The sequence below is a fragment of the Neisseria blantyrii genome (assembly GCF_962747855.1).
GTDB lineage: Bacteria > Pseudomonadota > Gammaproteobacteria > Burkholderiales > Neisseriaceae > Neisseria > Neisseria viridiae.
In genome coordinates this window covers 85,278-100,326 of record NZ_CAUIZY010000007.1, presented here as the reverse complement: position 1 = coordinate 100,326, position 15,049 = coordinate 85,278, and the positions used below count along the sequence as shown (strand labels likewise).

21 protein-coding genes and 1 pseudogene are annotated in these 15,049 nt (G+C 48.2%); 9 read left to right on the top strand and 13 right to left on the bottom strand.

What is annotated here, in order from left to right:
* Positions 1–36: 36 nt before the first annotated feature.
* Positions 37–165, bottom strand: a complete 129-nt coding sequence (locus tag Q9J80_RS07495) for a hypothetical protein (RefSeq protein WP_301911982.1) — start codon at positions 163–165, stop codon at positions 37–39.
* 35 nt (positions 166–200) lie between these two features.
* On the opposite strand from Q9J80_RS07495, the gene Q9J80_RS07490 reads away from it, so the two are divergent.
* Entirely contained in the window at positions 201–335 is a 135-nt protein-coding gene (locus Q9J80_RS07490) for a hypothetical protein (protein WP_301669063.1), read from the top strand.
* 132 nt (positions 336–467) lie between these two features.
* Positions 468–848 carry a hypothetical protein gene (locus Q9J80_RS07485; protein ID WP_301669064.1) on the top strand — a complete coding sequence of 127 codons (381 nt, stop codon included), beginning with the start codon at positions 468–470 and terminating at the stop codon, positions 846–848.
* Positions 849–1,117: 269 nt separating this feature from the next.
* Here Q9J80_RS07485 and hscB read toward each other — a convergent pair whose 3' ends face one another.
* Positions 1,118–1,618 (bottom strand): Fe-S protein assembly co-chaperone HscB, encoded by a 501-nt coding sequence (gene hscB / locus Q9J80_RS07480; RefSeq protein ID WP_002219110.1) that lies wholly within the window; start codon positions 1,616–1,618, stop codon positions 1,118–1,120.
* A gap of 81 nt (positions 1,619–1,699) precedes the next feature.
* Here hscB and Q9J80_RS07475 point away from each other — a divergent pair, with 81 nt between their 5' ends.
* Entirely contained in the window at positions 1,700–1,921 is a 222-nt protein-coding gene (locus Q9J80_RS07475; protein WP_002222321.1) for an alternative ribosome-rescue factor A, read from the top strand.
* On the opposite strand, the gene iscA is transcribed toward Q9J80_RS07475, so the two are convergent.
* The 6 genes from iscA to iscR all read right to left on the bottom strand — a co-directional run bounded on the left by iscA (position 1,881) and on the right by iscR (position 5,597).
* Positions 1,881–2,201 carry an iron-sulfur cluster assembly protein IscA gene (gene iscA / locus Q9J80_RS07470; RefSeq protein ID WP_002216984.1) on the bottom strand — a complete coding sequence of 107 codons (321 nt, stop codon included), beginning with the start codon at positions 2,199–2,201 and terminating at the stop codon, positions 1,881–1,883. The genes Q9J80_RS07475 and iscA overlap by 41 nt on opposite strands.
* Positions 2,202–2,287: 86 nt before the next feature.
* Positions 2,288–2,674, bottom strand: coding sequence for a Fe-S cluster assembly scaffold IscU (gene iscU, locus Q9J80_RS07465; protein ID WP_002213175.1), 387 nt, complete (start codon positions 2,672–2,674; stop codon positions 2,288–2,290).
* A gap of 68 nt (positions 2,675–2,742) precedes the next feature.
* Complete coding sequence (locus Q9J80_RS07460; protein ID WP_301673268.1) at positions 2,743–2,871, bottom strand: hypothetical protein; 129 nt, start codon at positions 2,869–2,871, stop codon at positions 2,743–2,745.
* A gap of 175 nt (positions 2,872–3,046) precedes the next feature.
* Positions 3,047–3,802, bottom strand: a complete 756-nt coding sequence (locus Q9J80_RS07455; RefSeq protein WP_301673269.1) for a YaaW family protein — start codon at positions 3,800–3,802, stop codon at positions 3,047–3,049.
* A 105-nt stretch (positions 3,803–3,907) separates the two neighbouring features.
* Positions 3,908–5,122 carry an IscS subfamily cysteine desulfurase gene (locus Q9J80_RS07450; RefSeq protein ID WP_301673270.1) on the bottom strand — a complete coding sequence of 405 codons (1,215 nt, stop codon included), beginning with the start codon at positions 5,120–5,122 and terminating at the stop codon, positions 3,908–3,910.
* A 28-nt stretch (positions 5,123–5,150) separates the two neighbouring features.
* Positions 5,151–5,597: a Fe-S cluster assembly transcriptional regulator IscR gene (iscR, locus tag Q9J80_RS07445; protein WP_301673271.1), complete on the bottom strand. Its 447-nt coding sequence runs from the start codon at positions 5,595–5,597 to the stop codon at positions 5,151–5,153.
* Between iscR and Q9J80_RS07440 the strand changes: the two genes are divergently transcribed.
* Positions 5,596–5,826, top strand: a complete 231-nt coding sequence (locus Q9J80_RS07440; protein WP_196428129.1) for a hypothetical protein — start codon at positions 5,596–5,598, stop codon at positions 5,824–5,826. The two genes, iscR and Q9J80_RS07440, sit on opposite strands and share 2 nt — an antisense overlap.
* A 120-nt stretch (positions 5,827–5,946) precedes the next feature.
* Complete coding sequence (locus Q9J80_RS07435; protein ID WP_301673274.1) at positions 5,947–7,119, top strand: alpha-hydroxy acid oxidase; 1,173 nt, start codon at positions 5,947–5,949, stop codon at positions 7,117–7,119.
* Positions 7,120–7,183: 64 nt separating this feature from the next.
* On the opposite strand, the gene truB is transcribed toward Q9J80_RS07435, so the two are convergent.
* The 3 genes from truB to rbfA are packed head-to-tail and all read right to left on the bottom strand — an operon-like array spanning position 7,184 to position 9,068.
* Entirely contained in the window at positions 7,184–8,104 is a 921-nt protein-coding gene (gene truB, locus Q9J80_RS07430) for a tRNA pseudouridine(55) synthase TruB (RefSeq protein WP_301673272.1), read from the bottom strand.
* 57 nt (positions 8,105–8,161) lie between these two features.
* Complete coding sequence (locus tag Q9J80_RS07425) at positions 8,162–8,686, bottom strand: hypothetical protein (RefSeq protein ID WP_301673275.1); 525 nt, start codon at positions 8,684–8,686, stop codon at positions 8,162–8,164.
* 10 nt (positions 8,687–8,696) lie between these two features.
* Positions 8,697–9,068, bottom strand: a complete 372-nt coding sequence (gene rbfA / locus Q9J80_RS07420; protein WP_301669075.1) for a 30S ribosome-binding factor RbfA — start codon at positions 9,066–9,068, stop codon at positions 8,697–8,699.
* Positions 9,069–9,269: 201 nt separating this feature from the next.
* Here rbfA and Q9J80_RS10920 point away from each other — a divergent pair, with 201 nt between their 5' ends.
* Positions 9,270–9,581: a polymorphic toxin type 44 domain-containing protein gene (locus Q9J80_RS10920; protein ID WP_369422235.1), complete on the top strand. Its 312-nt coding sequence runs from the start codon at positions 9,270–9,272 to the stop codon at positions 9,579–9,581.
* Here the strand turns inward: Q9J80_RS10920 and Q9J80_RS07415 are convergent.
* Both Q9J80_RS07415 and Q9J80_RS07410 read right to left on the bottom strand, forming a co-directional pair.
* Positions 9,525–10,139, bottom strand: a complete 615-nt coding sequence (locus Q9J80_RS07415) for a hypothetical protein (protein WP_003752544.1) — start codon at positions 10,137–10,139, stop codon at positions 9,525–9,527. The genes Q9J80_RS10920 and Q9J80_RS07415 overlap by 57 nt on opposite strands.
* Positions 10,140–10,188: 49 nt before the next feature.
* Positions 10,189–10,406, bottom strand: a pseudogene (locus Q9J80_RS07410) (CreA family protein); the annotation flags it as partial.
* 326 nt (positions 10,407–10,732) lie between these two features.
* Between Q9J80_RS07410 and Q9J80_RS07405 the strand changes: the two are divergent.
* The 3 genes from Q9J80_RS07405 to Q9J80_RS07395 all read left to right on the top strand — a co-directional run bounded on the left by Q9J80_RS07405 (position 10,733) and on the right by Q9J80_RS07395 (position 15,013).
* Complete coding sequence (locus Q9J80_RS07405; protein ID WP_301673204.1) at positions 10,733–12,529, top strand: peptidoglycan DD-metalloendopeptidase family protein; 1,797 nt, start codon at positions 10,733–10,735, stop codon at positions 12,527–12,529.
* 126 nt (positions 12,530–12,655) lie between these two features.
* The gene (locus Q9J80_RS07400) at positions 12,656–14,131 is read left to right on the top strand and encodes a S41 family peptidase (protein ID WP_304671597.1); all 1,476 of its coding nucleotides are present in this window, start codon (positions 12,656–12,658) and stop codon (positions 14,129–14,131) included.
* Positions 14,132–14,191: 60 nt separating this feature from the next.
* Positions 14,192–15,013 carry a YwqG family protein gene (locus tag Q9J80_RS07395; protein ID WP_304671599.1) on the top strand — a complete coding sequence of 274 codons (822 nt, stop codon included), beginning with the start codon at positions 14,192–14,194 and terminating at the stop codon, positions 15,011–15,013.
* Positions 15,014–15,049: the final 36 nt, after the last annotated feature.

Below are 15,049 nucleotides of genomic sequence, written 5' to 3'. Positions count from 1 at the left end.
TTCAATGTTTCGTATGGCAAAAAATTGTTGCTTATTTTAGCATATTTTGACGCGGAACGGTGCGGCGGCCGGATATGCCGTCTGAAAGGCGCGGGCAAAATGCGGCGGGAAGCGTCCGGCTTCCACAAATTTGTACAGGCGGCATTTCAGACGGCATCGGGGCATAATCCTTTCCATAGGAAAACGGGACGGAGGGGAAGATGGCGTATCGTGCCGATGACGGTGATTGGTGGGAAGTATTGGCGTTTTTCGATTTGGAGGAACAGGTGGATGAAGACGGTATATTTTCGGATGGGAATGCGAGGAGGAAAAACGGGCGGATTGAAAAAGTTTGATGTGCAGGTATGTGTGCTTTCGGGACGGTCTTTGCCGAAGCTGATGCCGATTTTGGCATACCGTCCGAAGAAGGATTTTCTGCCGATAGTAGACCCTATTAGAGTAACAGATGTAATAATAACAAAAACATTATGAATAATACAGAAAAACTGCAAAAAGCTATTGCACAGGACGAAATTTTTGATTTTTTAGTTGGAAAAGGAGAATATGAAATTAAATTGTATGAGGCAAATATGCCAACAGATACAATAACAGTTTCTCGTACTATCAAAAGCTATATACAATTAAACCCATATTTTGATAAATCTGAATTTTACAAAGCATTTTATGAATTAAGCAAATCGGAATGGTCTTGGTTGATTGTGTATTATATGCAAGATAGTGAATTAGATTTTATTTCTTTTACAAATCATTTACCAAATTTGAGGGAACAAAAAAATCACTCTCAACACGAAATGAATGGATATGTTTTAATTTCGGTGATGATTGTCCTAATTTGTGGAGTGTTATAATGCACGAATTGAATGCAATGAATGGGAAAGGTATAAAATTACCTGACTTATCTGATTGGTAATGTTTCGAAGGATAGAATGGGGGCAATGCCGAAACGCTGGCGCACGTCATTAAAAAACGGATGCAGGCGGAGGTTCGGCATTGCCTCCCGCAAAAATGTTATTTTTTTGATGTTCCTCCACGGCTTTTGTCTGTTGTGGGCGGGTAGCCGCTATGTTCGGACGGCATGGCGGACGAAACGGTTATGCCGTCTGAAACACGGTGCGGATTATAATGCCGAGGAAATTTCGTTGCGGAGTTTGTCGAGAAACCTGCCTTGGCGGACTTGTTGTGCGGCGGTGTCGTAATCTTGGCGCGCGAATGACTGTTTCAGACCGCAGAACAGTTTTTCTTGTTCGTCGCGGATTTCGTTGTCGAGATTTTTCAAGGATTCAAGGTCGTTGCCCGCCCGTGCCTCCATCAGCGTTTCGCGCCATTCCATTTGCTGCATAAGGAATTCGGGGGCGAAAGCAGTATGCTCCGGCGCGTCGGCATCGATGCCCGATGTTTTCAGCAGGTAGGCGGCGCGGTCGATGGGGTTTTTCAAGGTGCGGTAGGCATCGTTGATGGTGGAAGACATCATCACTGCCTGCTTTTGCTCAAAGGCGGAAGCTGAAGCGAATTTATCGGGATGGAAACGGGCGGCCAAGGCGCGGTAGGTTTGTTCCAAGTTTTCGGTGTCGATATCGAAAGCGGGTTCAATCCGGAAGAGGGTGAAATATTGGGACATAGTAGGATGATAAATGTAAGATTTTGGCAGAAAACTGTTTTTGCCTTATAATCTGCAGCTTCTTAAACGAAAGGACTGAATATGGGCGGCAAAGTGCAGCACAATAAAGGCAAAATACGCGACAATGCTTTAAAAGCCTTAGTGAAATCCGATTTGTTCCGGCACAAGGTGGAACGGAAAAGGAAAGGCAAAGGCAGCTACAACAGGCAGGAAGCGAAAAAATGGCGGGACGGTTTTGATACTGTCCCGCCATTTTTATGTCTTAAACATGGAAGCTTTCGCCGCAGCCGCAGGAGTCTTTGACATTGGGGTTTTCAAATTTGAAACCTTCCTGCAAACCTTCTTTGGTGTAATCGACTTGTGTGCCGTCCAGATAAACCAGGCTTTTCGGGTCGATATAAATGCGTGCGCCGTGTCCTTCGAAAATCAGGTCGTCGCCATCGGCTTCATCGACAAATTCAAGGTTGTACGCCATCCCCGAGCAGCCGCTGGTTTTCACACCCAAGCGTACGCCCAAGCCTTTGCCGCGTTTGGCGAGATAGTCATTGATGTGTTTTGCGGCATTCTCGGTAAGGGTAATCATATTTCTTCCTTGTTGTATCGCCCCGGACAGACCCGAAGCGGCGGGCGGTTCGGACGGCATTGCGGGACGATGCCGTCTGAAGGGCTTTATCTGTTTTCCTGACGTTTGCGGTAGTCGGCAACGGCCGCTTTTACCGCATCTTCAGCCAAGATGGAGCAGTGGATTTTTACCGGCGGCAATTCCAACTCTTCGGCGATTTCGCTGTTTTTGATTGCCAGCGCGTCATCCAGGCTTTTGCCTTTAACCCACTCGGTAATCAGGCTGGACGAAGCGATGGCGGAACCGCAGCCGTAAGTTTTGAATTTCGCATCTTCGATGATACCTTCATCGTTCACTTTGATTTGCAGGCGCATTACGTCGCCGCAGGCGGGTGCGCCGACCATACCGGTGCCGACAGACTCGTCGTTTTTGTCGAATGTGCCGACGTTGCGGGGATTTTCGTAGTGGTCGATAACTTTATCGCTGTATGCCATGATGTGGTTTCCTTAATGTTTTTGATGGTTTCAGTGGTTTGTTTGCCGATTTTCAGACGGCCTGAAGTTTAGATTTTGCACGCGCCGCCTTCGCAGCCTTCGTCGTTTTCCGAATCGACGCCGCCTTCGACGGTAACGTCGTCAAAATCTTCGAGCAGGTTGTCGAGATTGTCGAGGTCAAGTTCTTGTTCGTTCATGGGTTGCATCCTTAATTTGAAGGTTGTGGCATTGGGGTCGTCTGAAAAGGTCTTTGTGAGGTTTCAGACGACCTTTGTTGTTTTTAATATATAGGCAGGTTGGTTTGTTAAACCCAACACTTCGAGTGGATTGATAGGTTTGTTGGGTTTTTAACCCAACCTGCGATTACTGTAATTATCCAAAAGAAACATCTCTTGCTTTCTCATCATACAAATATTTTTGGCGAAGTACCGCAACATGAATTACAGCAGGAATTGTTACACGGTAAGCAGGACCTGCTATATCAATCGCAGTCCATAATCCTGTAATAGTCCAACCAATCGGGCCAGCTAAAACAGACATTGTTCTTGTTAAAGCTGCGTTACCTGCTAAACTTAGCCCTCTTCCTAAAATAGCCTTCATAATATAATTAACAATGATTAAGGTCAGCTGGTATGATTTAAACCCACCTGCTCTAAATACTGCTTGAAATATACCCACTAGTGCTTCTGGTGTAATTCCTGAAAAGTTTTTAAGTCCTAAATTTCTTGCCAAGTCTTGCAATTCAGAATGACTTAATTTTTCTATTGAATCCTCTAGAATTTTCATTAATAGATGTGTTTCTATCTTTTCAACTGATGAGTTATTGTTATAATTAACTTTTAATTTATCACATACATCAGTTAATACTTCCTTGTAAAGTATTCCTTCTCCTCCTCTTAATAATGTAGCAAAAGTATTTGCACCAAAACATTGAATTTCTGCTGCTATCAATTTCCAATACTGATGGTGGTCCGGATAGTATTCTTTATATGCGCTACTCTCACTTAATTCTTCTGTAAATCTTTTCTCACCATCTTTATCATGAGTTAGGCAATATACAAGGTCATTTAAATCTTCTGATTTAATCTCTGCCAAAAATTCCAGATCAGTGTCACAACGATACGCCATTTCTTTTTATATCCCTTTAGGAGTTAGAAATAAAATTAATAAGAATAGTTTTTTGGCTATCTGAAACAAAATCCTTCTCCTTTTTCAGATAGCCTATTTAGATTATCAATGCGCCGCCCACTCAATCGAATTCAAATCAATCCCGTCTTTAAACATTTCCCACAGCGGCGACAGTTCGCGCAGTTTGCCGATTTTGGATTTAATCAGTTCGGCGGCGAATTGCACTTCTTCTTCAGTGGTCATGCGACCGAAGGTAATGCGCAGGGACGAGTGCGCCAATTCGTCATTTCTGCCCAATGCGCGCAGGACGTAGCTGGGTTCGAGCGAGGCGGAGGTGCAGGCGGAGCCGCTGGATACGGCGAGTTCTTTCACCGCCATAATCAGGCTTTCGCCTTCGACGAAGTTGAAGCTGACGTTCAGGTTGTTCGGGGCGCGGTGTTCGAGGTCGCCGTTGATATAGACTTCTTCGATGCCTTCGATGCCTTTGAGGAAGATGTCGCGCAGTTTGCGGTAGTGCGCCATATCTTGTTCGAGTTCTTCTTTGGCGATGCGGAAGGCTTCGCCCATACCGACGATTTGGTGGGTCGGCAGGGTGCCGCTGCGGAAGCCGCGTTCGTGGCCGCCACCGTGCATTTGGGCTTCGAGGCGGACGCGGGGTTTGCGGCGGACGTACAGCGCGCCGATGCCTTTGGGGCCGTACACTTTGTGCGCGGACATCGAGAGCAAGTCGATTTTGGCGGCTTCGACATCGACAGGCACTTTGCCGCAGGCTTGGGCGGCATCGACGTGGAAGATGATTTTGCGTTCGCGGCAGATTTCGCCGATGGCGGGAATGTTTTGCACCACGCCGATTTCGTTGTTTACCCACATTACGGAAATCAGGATGGTGTCGTCGCGGATGGCGGCTTTGAGTTCTTCCAAATCAATCAAACCGTTTTCCTGCACGCCGAGGTAGGTTACTTCAAAACCTTGGCGTTCGAGTTCGCGCATCGTGTCGAGTACGGCTTTGTGTTCGGTTTTGACGGTGATGAGGTGTTTGCCTTTGGTTTTGTAGAAGTTTGCCGCACCTTTGATGGCGAGGTTGTCGGACTCGGTCGCGCCGCTGGTGAAGATGATTTCTTTGGGATCGGCATTAATCAGGGCGGCGATGTCGGCGCGGGCTTTTTCGACGGCCTCTTCTGCTTCCCAACCGAATGCGTGGCTGTTGGAGGCGGGGTTGCCGAAGGTTTCGGTCAGATAGGGAATCATTTTTTCGGCAACGCGTTTGTCAACGGGTGTGGTGGCGGCGTAGTCAAGGTAAACGGGGGTTTGGACGGTCATGGTTTGCTCTTTCTTTTTCGGGTGTTATTTAATGGATGTGTGTAAATTGGACGACGCGGCTGCTGTCGCCGCTGTTTTTCTGTTCGATGATGCTTTGCAGGGTAACGCTGCCGAGGTAGTCGTTGATGGTTTTGTTTAAATTCTCCCAAAGGTCGTGCGTCAGGCAGGGCGCGCCGTGGTGGCAGTTGGCTTTGCTGCCGCATTGGGTCGCGTCCAGCCGGTCTTCGGCGGCGGAAATGATTTGGGCGATGTTGATTTGTGCGGGAGGGGCGGCGAGGATGTAGCCGCCGCCGGGTCCGCGCAGGCTTTCAACCAGTCCGGCGCGGCGGAGTTTGCCGAACAATTGCTCGAGATAGGAGAGGGATATGTTTTGGCGTTCGCTGATGGCACTGAGTTTGACGGCGCCGGTTTGCGCGTTCATCGCCAAATCCAGCATAGCGGTAACGGCGAAACGCCCTTTGGTGGTCAGTCTCATGGTGGTGGTTGCCCGTGTCGGCTTTTTTATAGTGGGCGGAATTGTCCAATATCTGAGTGTTTCAGTCAAGTATGGAGGAGCTGTTGCCGATTGTTTGTTTAAATGGCGGTATAGTCTGATTTTGCTTTATTTGTTTGTTTTTTTGAATCAGTTGGTTATGTTTTTTGAGGAGCGGCGGTTGGGGCGTTTTGCCGGCAAGCGGTTTCAAAACAATTTGATTTATTTTTGATATTGATATAGATTATCTAAATCTTAGTGATTTATTTGGGTATTGCCTGAAATGCCGTCTGAAAGCTCAAGCGGTTTCAGACGGCATACTCCATCAGGCTGTCAAACAGGGAAAAACAAGATGAAACGTGATTTGAGCAAAATGACCTGCATCGAAGACTTGCGCCGCGTTGCCAAGCGCAAAATGCCGCGTATGTTTTACGATTACATCGATTCGGGTTCGTGGACGGAAACTACCTACCGCGAAAATACTTCGGATTTTAAAGACATCCGTTTCCGACAAAAAGTATTGGTCAATATGGAGGGGCGCAGTCTCGAAACCAAAATGATCGGGCAGGATGTGAAAATGCCGATGGCGATTGCGCCGACGGGCTTTACCGGTATGGCGCACGCCGACGGTGAAATCTTGGCGGCGCGGGCGGCGGAGAAGTTCGGCATTCCGTTTACGCTGTCCACGATGTCTATCTGCTCGATTGAAGACGTTGCCGAGAATACCAGCGCGCCGTTTTGGTTTCAGCTTTATGTGATGCGCGACCGCGAGTTTATGGAAAACCTGATTAAGCGCGCGAAGGATGCCAAATGTTCGGCATTGGTCTTGACCGCCGATTTGCAGGTTTTGGGTCAGCGCCACAAAGACATCAAAAACGGCCTGTCCGCACCGCCGAAACCGACCATCGCCAATTTAATCAATCTGGCGACCAAACCGGAATGGTGCATGAAAATGCTGAACACGGAACGCCACACCTTCCGCAATATCGTCGGACACGCGAAGAACGTCGGCGATTTGTCTTCACTTTCTTCGTGGACGGCGGAACAGTTCGACCCGCGCTTAAGCTGGGACGATGTGGCGCGGATTAAAGATTTGTGGGGCGGCAAGCTGATTATCAAAGGCATTATGGAGCCTGAAGACGCAGAAAGGGCGGCGAAAAGCGGCGCGGACGCATTGGTCGTTTCCAATCACGGCGGCCGCCAGCTCGACGATACCGTGTCCGCCATTAAAGCTTTGCCTGATGTAGTCAGCGCGGTGGGCAGCGACATCGAGGTTTGGATGGACAGTGGCATTCGCAGCGGTCAGGATATTTTGAAAGCTTGGGCTTTGGGTGCGAAAGGCACAATGATAGGCCGCGCGTTCCTGTATGGTTTGGGTGCGTATGGTGAAGAAGGCGTAACCCGTGCGCTGGAAATCCTATATAAGGAAATGGATATATCTATGGCGTTTACGGGACACCGCGATATTCAAGATGTCGATGCCTCGATTTTAAGGGGTAAAGATTGGGGTAGGGAAACGGTTTAAATACTGAAAAATACGATGCCGTCTGAACACATGGTTCGGACGGCATCATATTTTTCATTCCCGCTCAGGCGGCGGATACCGCAGTATTCATCAGGCGCAAGGCTTTCAGACGGCATATTTCCTTTTGATATTCCGCCAGGCCGACAAAGCGGCCGTTTCCCGTGTAAACGCGTACCGGCGTATCGGAAGACAGGTCTTCCTCGAAGCGCGGCCTTTGCCCGCAGCGGAGCATATGGACGGCATAATCGTTTAAAACGGTTTGGGGGAAGTGTGAAACCAATACGTCGCAAGGCAGCAGCAGGGCATCGCGTTCGGCTTCGTCCAATTCTGCCAAGGCTTCGAGCGTGTGGCTTTGGGCAATGGTAAAGCCTGCGGTTTCAGTACGGCGCAGGGCGGTCAGGTGGGCGAATGTGCCGATGTGTTTGGCGATGTCTTCGCTGAGAGTGCGGATGTAGGTGCCTTTACTGCAACGTACATCGATGATGGCTTTGGGCGCGTCAAACTCGGCAATATCGATGGCGTAAACGGTGATGTCGCGCGCTTTGCGTTCGATGACGATGCCTTTGCGCGCGTATTCGTATAGCGGTTTGCCTTCGTGTTTGAGGGCGGAAAACATCGGCGGCACTTGGCGGATGTTGCCCGTCAGGGCTTGGCATGCCGTCTGAAATTCGGTTAAGGAAATATCGGCGCGGGCGGTGGCGATGATTTCGCCTTCGGCATCGCCGGTGCTGCTGGCTTCGCCGAGTTTCAGCGTGGCGGTGTAGGCTTTGTCGGCATCAATCAGATATTGGGCGAACTTGGCCGCTTCGCCGAAGCAGACGGGCAAAAGTCCGGTCGCCAAAGGATCGAGTACGCCGGTATGTCCGGCTTTTTCGGCATGAAACAAACGCCGCGCTTTTTGCAGCGCGGTGTTGCTGGAAAGGCCTTCGGGTTTGTCGAGAAGAAGAACGCCGTTGACCGGGCGTTTGGCGGGTTTATTGGTCATATTAATTAGGGAATATTAATGTTCAGACCGTCTGAAAGGGTTCAGACGGCCTGCGTGTTAGCTTAATTCTTCATTCAATAATTCACGAACAGAGTGTTTTTCATCAATTAGATCAACGCTGATTGCATCAAAGCCATTTCGTTTTAATGAGTCAAAACTAATGACGCAACCATCAATTAAGGGAACTTGTCCTTCAGAATTGACGAAATCTTCATATTCATCTTCATAGTCTATATTGTAATAAAGATGAATCAGAACTCGGTAAGTATACTCATCCAAATCAGTTAATGTTCTGTTTTGCTTTTGATTTGGGCTATATTTGTTGCAAAACATAGCGTTATAGCCATGTTCCGCGCCATCAAACAGTACGATTTCATCGCCGCTTACAGCTTCTACCGCCACAATTTTTACCGGAGCCTTATCAGTATCGGTAATCAATCCATCAAAAGGCTCTCCATAGTAACGGATGTGGAAAGTATCTCTACCTTGGCAGGATAATGAAAAGCAACGATGCCCGCCTTCAATTTGCAGGCCATCACTATGTACATAGGCGGCTAAATGTTCGGGAATCAGATTGTTCATTTTAGTAGTATCAGTCTTCAACCGGTTTTTCCGCCGCCACTTGATCGATAAGGGCGGACAGGTTCATACCGCGTTCCAAGGATTCGTCGTATTTGAAATGCAGCTCGGGGATTTTGAACAGCTTGATGCGTTTGGCCAATTCGCTGCGGAGGTGTCCGCGCGCGTGTTCCAGCACTTCTTCCGTAATTTCGCGCGCGTCTTGGTTTAAAACCGTATAGAACACGGTTGCATGACTGTAATCTCGGGTGACTTCGACTTCGTTAATGGTGATGAAGCCGGCGCGGGGGTCTTTCAGTCCGGTACGGACGAGTTCGGCAAGCTCGCGCATAATTTGTTCTTTGACACGGTCTTGGCGGGCGTAGCCGCGTTGGGTTTTTTTCATGAATATCCTCAGATTTCAGATTTGGTTTCAGACGGCATTTCTGCCGCCGGGGCGGTTGCGAAGGGGCGTATTATAGCCGAATCGGCGGGATTTTAAGGTAATACGCGGCAGGATGTCCTTGGAATCACAAGAAGGCAATACAAAGACTTCAAGGGTATAAACATTGGTCTTGTGATAAGAATAAACATTTCTTGTTTTTCTATGATTTGTGGTCTAAATATACACTATGGTTTTATCGGAAAAGCGGTTGGGTTTACAGAATGGGAGTTAACAGCCGGTGCAGGAGTAGCACAGTTGAAAGATAATACTCGAAATTTGGGGGCATGGGTTTCTCAATACATTCAAAATCGGATTAGAGAACTTTGGGATGCAGATTTTTTAGCAGCTTTTGATGATGCGAGTGATATTGAGGGAACTAAGACATTGCGAGTACTCTTGATTTTGCCGAAAAGGTCATTATTCCGGTGGCAAAGCCCCAAAACAACTATTGTGACCATCAATTGCTTCTTTTAATACTGGCAATTTTTCATATCCAATTCTTTTAATTCCTGATTTTTTTATTTGTTTTAAAATTTCGTCATTCACAATAATACCTGTTAAAGCGCTTGGAAAGAAAGTGAGATTTGGGATAGATTTATCCACAATATACCAACTATTTAATGGCAAAGGAAAATATAAAACGACTCCGCACTTTTCACATATACTACAAGTTGATTCTTTCCCTCCCCTTATATAAATTCTAAATTTTGGAACAACTGAAATGTATTCTTTGGATACAGTTTTGTTTACATCATAAACCTTTCCTACAAAATATACATTCTCAATATTTTGAATGCCCAGTAATGAAACAATATCTTTATGTAACATTCCAATAAATGTACCTCTTGCGTAGGTAATTGGAGCAAAACTTTTTTTTATTTTTTCATTTAGAAAGACATCAATTGCTGTATGTTTAATGATATTTCCACAATCGCACATTATATTCTCTTGTTTCAATTGATCTATCCAACTGTCATCTCCTTCGGGAACATTTTGTGTGGGGTCGCTAATTTGATAAAATATTTTTTCCATTATGGGTGTACTTTAAAATTTCCTTTATAGATATTTTGCCAAAATTTACTTGTTCCAAATTGACCGTTTCCTTCAAGCCGTCTTTTTTGCATATGAAATATAACAGGTAATGCCCTGAACGTCGGGATCGTCGAATCCTTCCATCTCGATACGGTCGTTTTTTCCCAGCATATTGAAAACGGTGCTTGCTCGTCCGATTTTATCGGTTTCGCCGCTGCCGCAGGCAGTCAGCAGGACGGCGGCAGACAGCAGTAGCAGTCTGTTCATCAAAATTTCCTTATCGGTTGAATCCTTGTTTTCCGTGAAGGCAGCAGAGCCTGCTTTGTTTGGAGGGGCGCACGCTCCCAAATCGGGCAACATACGGTATGCGGCTTAATGTGCTACCCTGTGTGTCGGAACACAATATCTGTTGCAGCATTGAAAATATGCCACACAATATAAGGCTGTTTGAGCCGATTGCAAGTATCTGCGCAAAGAAGGTGCAAGATTGGGCAAACGGCATTTTCAGACGGCATAACTGACAGTATAATCCAAACGTCCGGCTGCTTTCGTGCAGCCTTCAGTATTATCCAACTTTTTCCGAAGGTCGAACCATGCGCTATAAACCCCTTCTGCTTGCCCTGATGCTCGTTTTTTCCACGCCCGCCATTGCCGCCCACGACGCGGCACACAACCGTTCCGCCGAAGTGAAAAAACAGGCGAAGAACAAAAAAGAACAGCCAGAAGCGGCGGAAGGCAAAAAAGAAAAAGGCAAAAATGCCGCAGTGAAAGATAAAAAAACAGGCGGCAAAGAGGCGGCAAAAGAGGGCAAAGAGTCCAAAAAAACCGCCAAAAACCGTAAAGAAGCAGAGAAGGAGGCAACATCCAAGCAGTCTGCGCGCAAAGGACGCGAAGAGGATAAGGAATCGAAGGCGGAACACAAAAAGGCATATGGCAAGCCTGTGTCCGAATCCAAAGAAAAAAACGCAAAAACACAGCCTGAAAACAAACAAGGCAAAAAAGAGACAAAAGGACAGGACAATCCGCGTAAGGGCGGCAAGTCGGACAAAGACACTGTTTCTGCAAATAAAAAAGACCGTACCGACAAGGACGGAAAAGCAGTGAAACAGGACAAAAAACTCACGGAAGAGAAAAATGCCAAAACCGATTCCGACGAATTGAAAGCCGCCGTTGCCGCAGCAACCAACGATGTCGAAAACAAAAAAGCCCTGCTCAAACAAAGCGAAGGAATGCTGCTTCATGTTAGCAATTCCCTCAAACAGCTTCAGGAAGAGCGTATCCGCCAAGAGCGTATCCGTCAGGCGCGCGGCAACCTTGCTTCCGTCAACCGCAAACAGCGCGAGGCTTGGGACAAGTTTCAAAAACTCAATACCGAGCTGAACCGTTTGAAAACGGAAGTCGCCGGTACGAAAGCGCAGATTTCCCGTTTCGTATCGGGAAACTATAAAAACAGCCAGCCGAATGCGGTTGCCCTGTTCCTGAAAAATGCCGAACCGGGTCAGAAAAACCGCTTTTTGCGCTATACGCGCTATGTGAACGCCTCCAATCAGGAAGTCGTCAAGGATTTGGAAAAGCAGCAGAAGGCTTTGGCAATTCAAGAGCAGAAAATCAACAACGAGTTGGCGTATTTGAAAAAGATTCAGGCAAACGTGCAATCCCTGCTGAAAAAACAGGGTGTAACCGATGCGGCGGAACAGACGGAAAGCCGCAGACAGAATGCCAAAATCACCAAAGATGCCCGAAAACTGCTGGAACAGAAAGAAAACGAGCAGCAGCTGAACAAGCTCTTGAGCAATTTGGAGAAGAAAAAGGCCGAACACCGCATTCAGGATGCGGAAGCAAAAAGAAAACTGGCGGAAGCCAGACTGGCGGCTGCTGAAAAGGCCAGAAAAGAAAAAGAAGCGGTACAGCAGAAAGCTGAAGCACGACGTGCGGCAATGTCCAATCTGACTGCCGAAGACAGGAACATCCAAGCGCCTTCGGTTATGGGTATCGGCAGTGCCGACGGTTTCAGCCGCATGCAGGGACGTTTGAAAAAACCGGTTGACGGTGTGCCGACCGGACTTTTCGGGCAGAACCGGAGCGGCGGCGATGTTTGGAAAGGCGTGTTTTATTCCACTGCACCGGCAACGGTTGAAAGCATTGCGGCAGGAACAGTAAGCTATGCGGACGAGTTGGACGGCTACGGCAAAGTGGTCGTAGTCGATCACGGCGAGAACTACATCAGCATTTATGCCGGTTTGAGCGAAATTTCTGTCGGCAAGGGTTATGCGGTCGCGGCGGGAAGCAAAATCGGTACGAGCGGGTCGCTGCCGGACGGGGAAGAGGGGCTTTACCTGCAAATACGTTATCAAGGTCAGGTATTGAACCCTTCGAGTTGGATACGTTGATCGGATTGCCGAAACGGTAGACTTTATGCGAATCGTGCCGATATGGTGCGCTGTTCCGTGAAGTCTGCCGTTTGCCGTACCTGTGTTTTCCGGTTTTTGGAAATCAAGAGAGAAAGTTAAAGAAGAATGTCGAAACCTGTTTTTAAGAAAATCGCACTTTATACCTTGGGTGCAATCAGCGGCGTGGCCGTCAGTCTGGCGGTGCAGGGTTTTGCCGCCGAGAAGGACAGACGGGATAACGAAGTCCTGCCGGTGCAATCCATCCGTACGATGGCGGAGGTTTATGGTCAGATTAAGGCAAACTATTATCAGGACAAACCCGATGCCGATTTGTTTGAAGGTGCGATGAAGGGTATGGTGGCCGGTTTGGATCCGCATTCCGAATATATGGATAAAAAAGGTTATGCGGAAATGAAGGAATCGACCAGCGGCGAATTTGGCGGCTTGGGGATGGAAATCGGGCAGGAAGACGGTTTTGTCAAAGTGGTTTCGCCGATTGAGGACACGCCTGCGGAACGGGCGGGGGTGAAAAGCGGCGATTTCATTGTGAAAATCGATAATGTTTCGACACGCGGCATGACGGTCAGCGAAGCGGTGAAGAAAATGCGGGGCAAGCAGGGTACGAAGATTACTTTGACGCTGTCGCGTAAAAATGCCGACAAGCCGATAGTCGTCAACCTTACGCGCGCCATCATTAAAGTGAAAAGCGTCCGCCATCACCTGATCGAACCCGATTACGGCTATATCCGCGTGTCGCAGTTCCAAGAGAAGACGGTCGAAAGCGTCAATACCGCCGCAAAAGAGCTGGTAAAGGAAAACAAAGGCAGACCGCTCAAGGGGCTGGTGTTGGATTTGCGCGACGACCCCGGCGGGCTTTTGACCGGCGCGGTCGGCGTGTCGGCGGCGTTTCTGCCGTCTGAAGCGGTCGTCGTCAGTACCAAGGGGCGCGACGGCAAAGACGGCATGGTACTGAAAGCCGTTCCCGAAGATTATATGTACGGTATGGGCGGCGATCCTTTGACGGGTATTCCTGCCGAGTTGAAAACCGTTCCGATGACGGTGTTGATCAATTCGGGTTCGGCTTCCGCTTCGGAAATTGTCGCAGGTGCATTGCAGGACCACAAACGCGCGGTGATTGTCGGTACGCAGAGCTTCGGCAAAGGTTCGGTTCAGACTTTGATTCCCTTGTCTAACGGCAGCGCGGTCAAGTTGACGACCGCCCTGTATTACACGCCGAACGACCGTTCCATTCAGGCGCAGGGGATTGTTCCGGATGTCGAGGTAAAAGATAAGGAACGTGCTTTTGAAAGCCGTGAGGCGGATTTGGTCGGACACATCGGCAATCCTTTGGGCGGCGAGGATGTCAATAGTGAAACCCTTGCCGTGCCGGTTGAAGAAAATGGGGATAAACCCGCTGCAAAAGAAAAAGGCAAAAAGAAAAAGGATGAGGATTTGTCTTCAAGGCGGATTCCCAACCCTGCCAAAGATGAGCAGTTGCGCAAGGCTTTGGATTTGGTCAAGTCGCCCGAGCAGTGGCAGAAGTCTTTGGGGCTGGCGGCGAAAAAGCCGGTTTCAAGTAAAGACAAAAAAGATAAGAAGTAGGTTTTGACGATGCCGTCTGAAAGGGTTTTAGACGGCATATTATGTTTGAAAGGACAGGTTATGAGCGATTTTTTACCGGAATTTGAACCGTTTGCAGAGAAAATTGCAGCCACGGCAAAACCCGTCGTGCGTTTTTCTTTGAAGAAAGAGACAGTAGAACTGTGGGACAGCAAGGTCGGTGGCAGACCTTATCTGCCGGAGGGTATGGAATATCCCCAAAACGACCAAGGACAACCGCTTTCCCTGTTGGCGCAAATCAACTTTGCCCAAATGCCGCATCTGCCGGGCTATCCGACCGAAGGCATCGTCCAGTTCTTTGTCGACGGTTACGACGATTTGTCGGGCATGGATTTCGACGACTTGCGCGCCCAAAAGGGATTCCGTGTTTTGTACCATCGCGAAGTGCGGCAGGAAGGTTTGCGTTCGGATGTTCCGGCATATTCCGATTTCGGGGATTTCGGAGTCGGTCTGCCGTTTAGTGCAGAGGAAGAATTCCGCATGGTTTTTTCCGAACCGGAGATGCAATATCTGTCTTTCGACGATTACCGTTTCGATCGGACTTTTCCGGAAATGCGCAAGCTGATTCTCGAAAGGGTTACGGATACGGGTAATAACGATTGGCGGCTTTACGAGAACTATCGGGAAGCCTCCAATCAGGCGGGACACTGTATTGGCGGTTATCCCTGCTTTGCCCAATACGATCCGCGCGACGGCAGTTTGGAAGGCTATGAACTGCTGTTCCAATTGGAAAGCGAATATGACGAGAACGAAGGAATAGACATTATGTGGGGCGATATGGGTGTCGGCAATTTCTTTATCGCGCCCGAAGATTTGGAAAAATGCGATTTTTCCAAAACGGCATTCACTTGGGATTGCGGTTGAGTTCAGACGGCATACGGTCGGGAATGTCTTTTATTC

What these genes read in the sequence shown, in the direction of transcription:
- Q9J80_RS07495 (WP_301911982.1), bottom strand. Translation starts at nt 165, where the DNA reads ATGCCCCGATGCCGTCTGAAATGCCGCCTGTACAAATTTGTGGAAGCC.
- Q9J80_RS07490 (WP_301669063.1), top strand. Translation starts at nt 201, where the DNA reads ATGGCGTATCGTGCCGATGACGGTGATTGGTGGGAAGTATTGGCGTTT.
- Q9J80_RS07485 (WP_301669064.1), top strand. Translation starts at nt 468, where the DNA reads ATGAATAATACAGAAAAACTGCAAAAAGCTATTGCACAGGACGAAATT.
- hscB (WP_002219110.1), bottom strand. Translation starts at nt 1,618, where the DNA reads ATGTCCCAATATTTCACCCTCTTCCGGATTGAACCCGCTTTCGATATC.
- Q9J80_RS07475 (WP_002222321.1), top strand. Translation starts at nt 1,700, where the DNA reads ATGGGCGGCAAAGTGCAGCACAATAAAGGCAAAATACGCGACAATGCT.
- iscA (WP_002216984.1), bottom strand. Translation starts at nt 2,201, where the DNA reads ATGATTACCCTTACCGAGAATGCCGCAAAACACATCAATGACTATCTC.
- iscU (WP_002213175.1), bottom strand. Translation starts at nt 2,674, where the DNA reads ATGGCATACAGCGATAAAGTTATCGACCACTACGAAAATCCCCGCAAC.
- Q9J80_RS07460 (WP_301673268.1), bottom strand. Translation starts at nt 2,871, where the DNA reads ATGAACGAACAAGAACTTGACCTCGACAATCTCGACAACCTGCTCGAA.
- Q9J80_RS07455 (WP_301673269.1), bottom strand. Translation starts at nt 3,802, where the DNA reads ATGGCGTATCGTTGTGACACTGATCTGGAATTTTTGGCAGAGATTAAA.
- Q9J80_RS07450 (WP_301673270.1), bottom strand. Translation starts at nt 5,122, where the DNA reads ATGACCGTCCAAACCCCCGTTTACCTTGACTACGCCGCCACCACACCC.
- Q9J80_RS07440 (WP_196428129.1), top strand. Translation starts at nt 5,596, where the DNA reads ATGGTGGTGGTTGCCCGTGTCGGCTTTTTTATAGTGGGCGGAATTGTC.
- iscR (WP_301673271.1), bottom strand. Translation starts at nt 5,597, where the DNA reads ATGAGACTGACCACCAAAGGGCGTTTCGCCGTTACCGCTATGCTGGAT.
- Q9J80_RS07435 (WP_301673274.1), top strand. Translation starts at nt 5,947, where the DNA reads ATGAAACGTGATTTGAGCAAAATGACCTGCATCGAAGACTTGCGCCGC.
- truB (WP_301673272.1), bottom strand. Translation starts at nt 8,104, where the DNA reads ATGACCAATAAACCCGCCAAACGCCCGGTCAACGGCGTTCTTCTTCTC.
- Q9J80_RS07425 (WP_301673275.1), bottom strand. Translation starts at nt 8,686, where the DNA reads ATGAACAATCTGATTCCCGAACATTTAGCCGCCTATGTACATAGTGAT.
- rbfA (WP_301669075.1), bottom strand. Translation starts at nt 9,068, where the DNA reads ATGAAAAAAACCCAACGCGGCTACGCCCGCCAAGACCGTGTCAAAGAA.
- Q9J80_RS10920 (WP_369422235.1), top strand. Translation starts at nt 9,270, where the DNA reads ATGATTTGTGGTCTAAATATACACTATGGTTTTATCGGAAAAGCGGTT.
- Q9J80_RS07415 (WP_003752544.1), bottom strand. Translation starts at nt 10,139, where the DNA reads ATGGAAAAAATATTTTATCAAATTAGCGACCCCACACAAAATGTTCCC.
- Q9J80_RS07405 (WP_301673204.1), top strand. Translation starts at nt 10,733, where the DNA reads ATGCGCTATAAACCCCTTCTGCTTGCCCTGATGCTCGTTTTTTCCACG.
- Q9J80_RS07400 (WP_304671597.1), top strand. Translation starts at nt 12,656, where the DNA reads ATGTCGAAACCTGTTTTTAAGAAAATCGCACTTTATACCTTGGGTGCA.
- Q9J80_RS07395 (WP_304671599.1), top strand. Translation starts at nt 14,192, where the DNA reads ATGAGCGATTTTTTACCGGAATTTGAACCGTTTGCAGAGAAAATTGCA.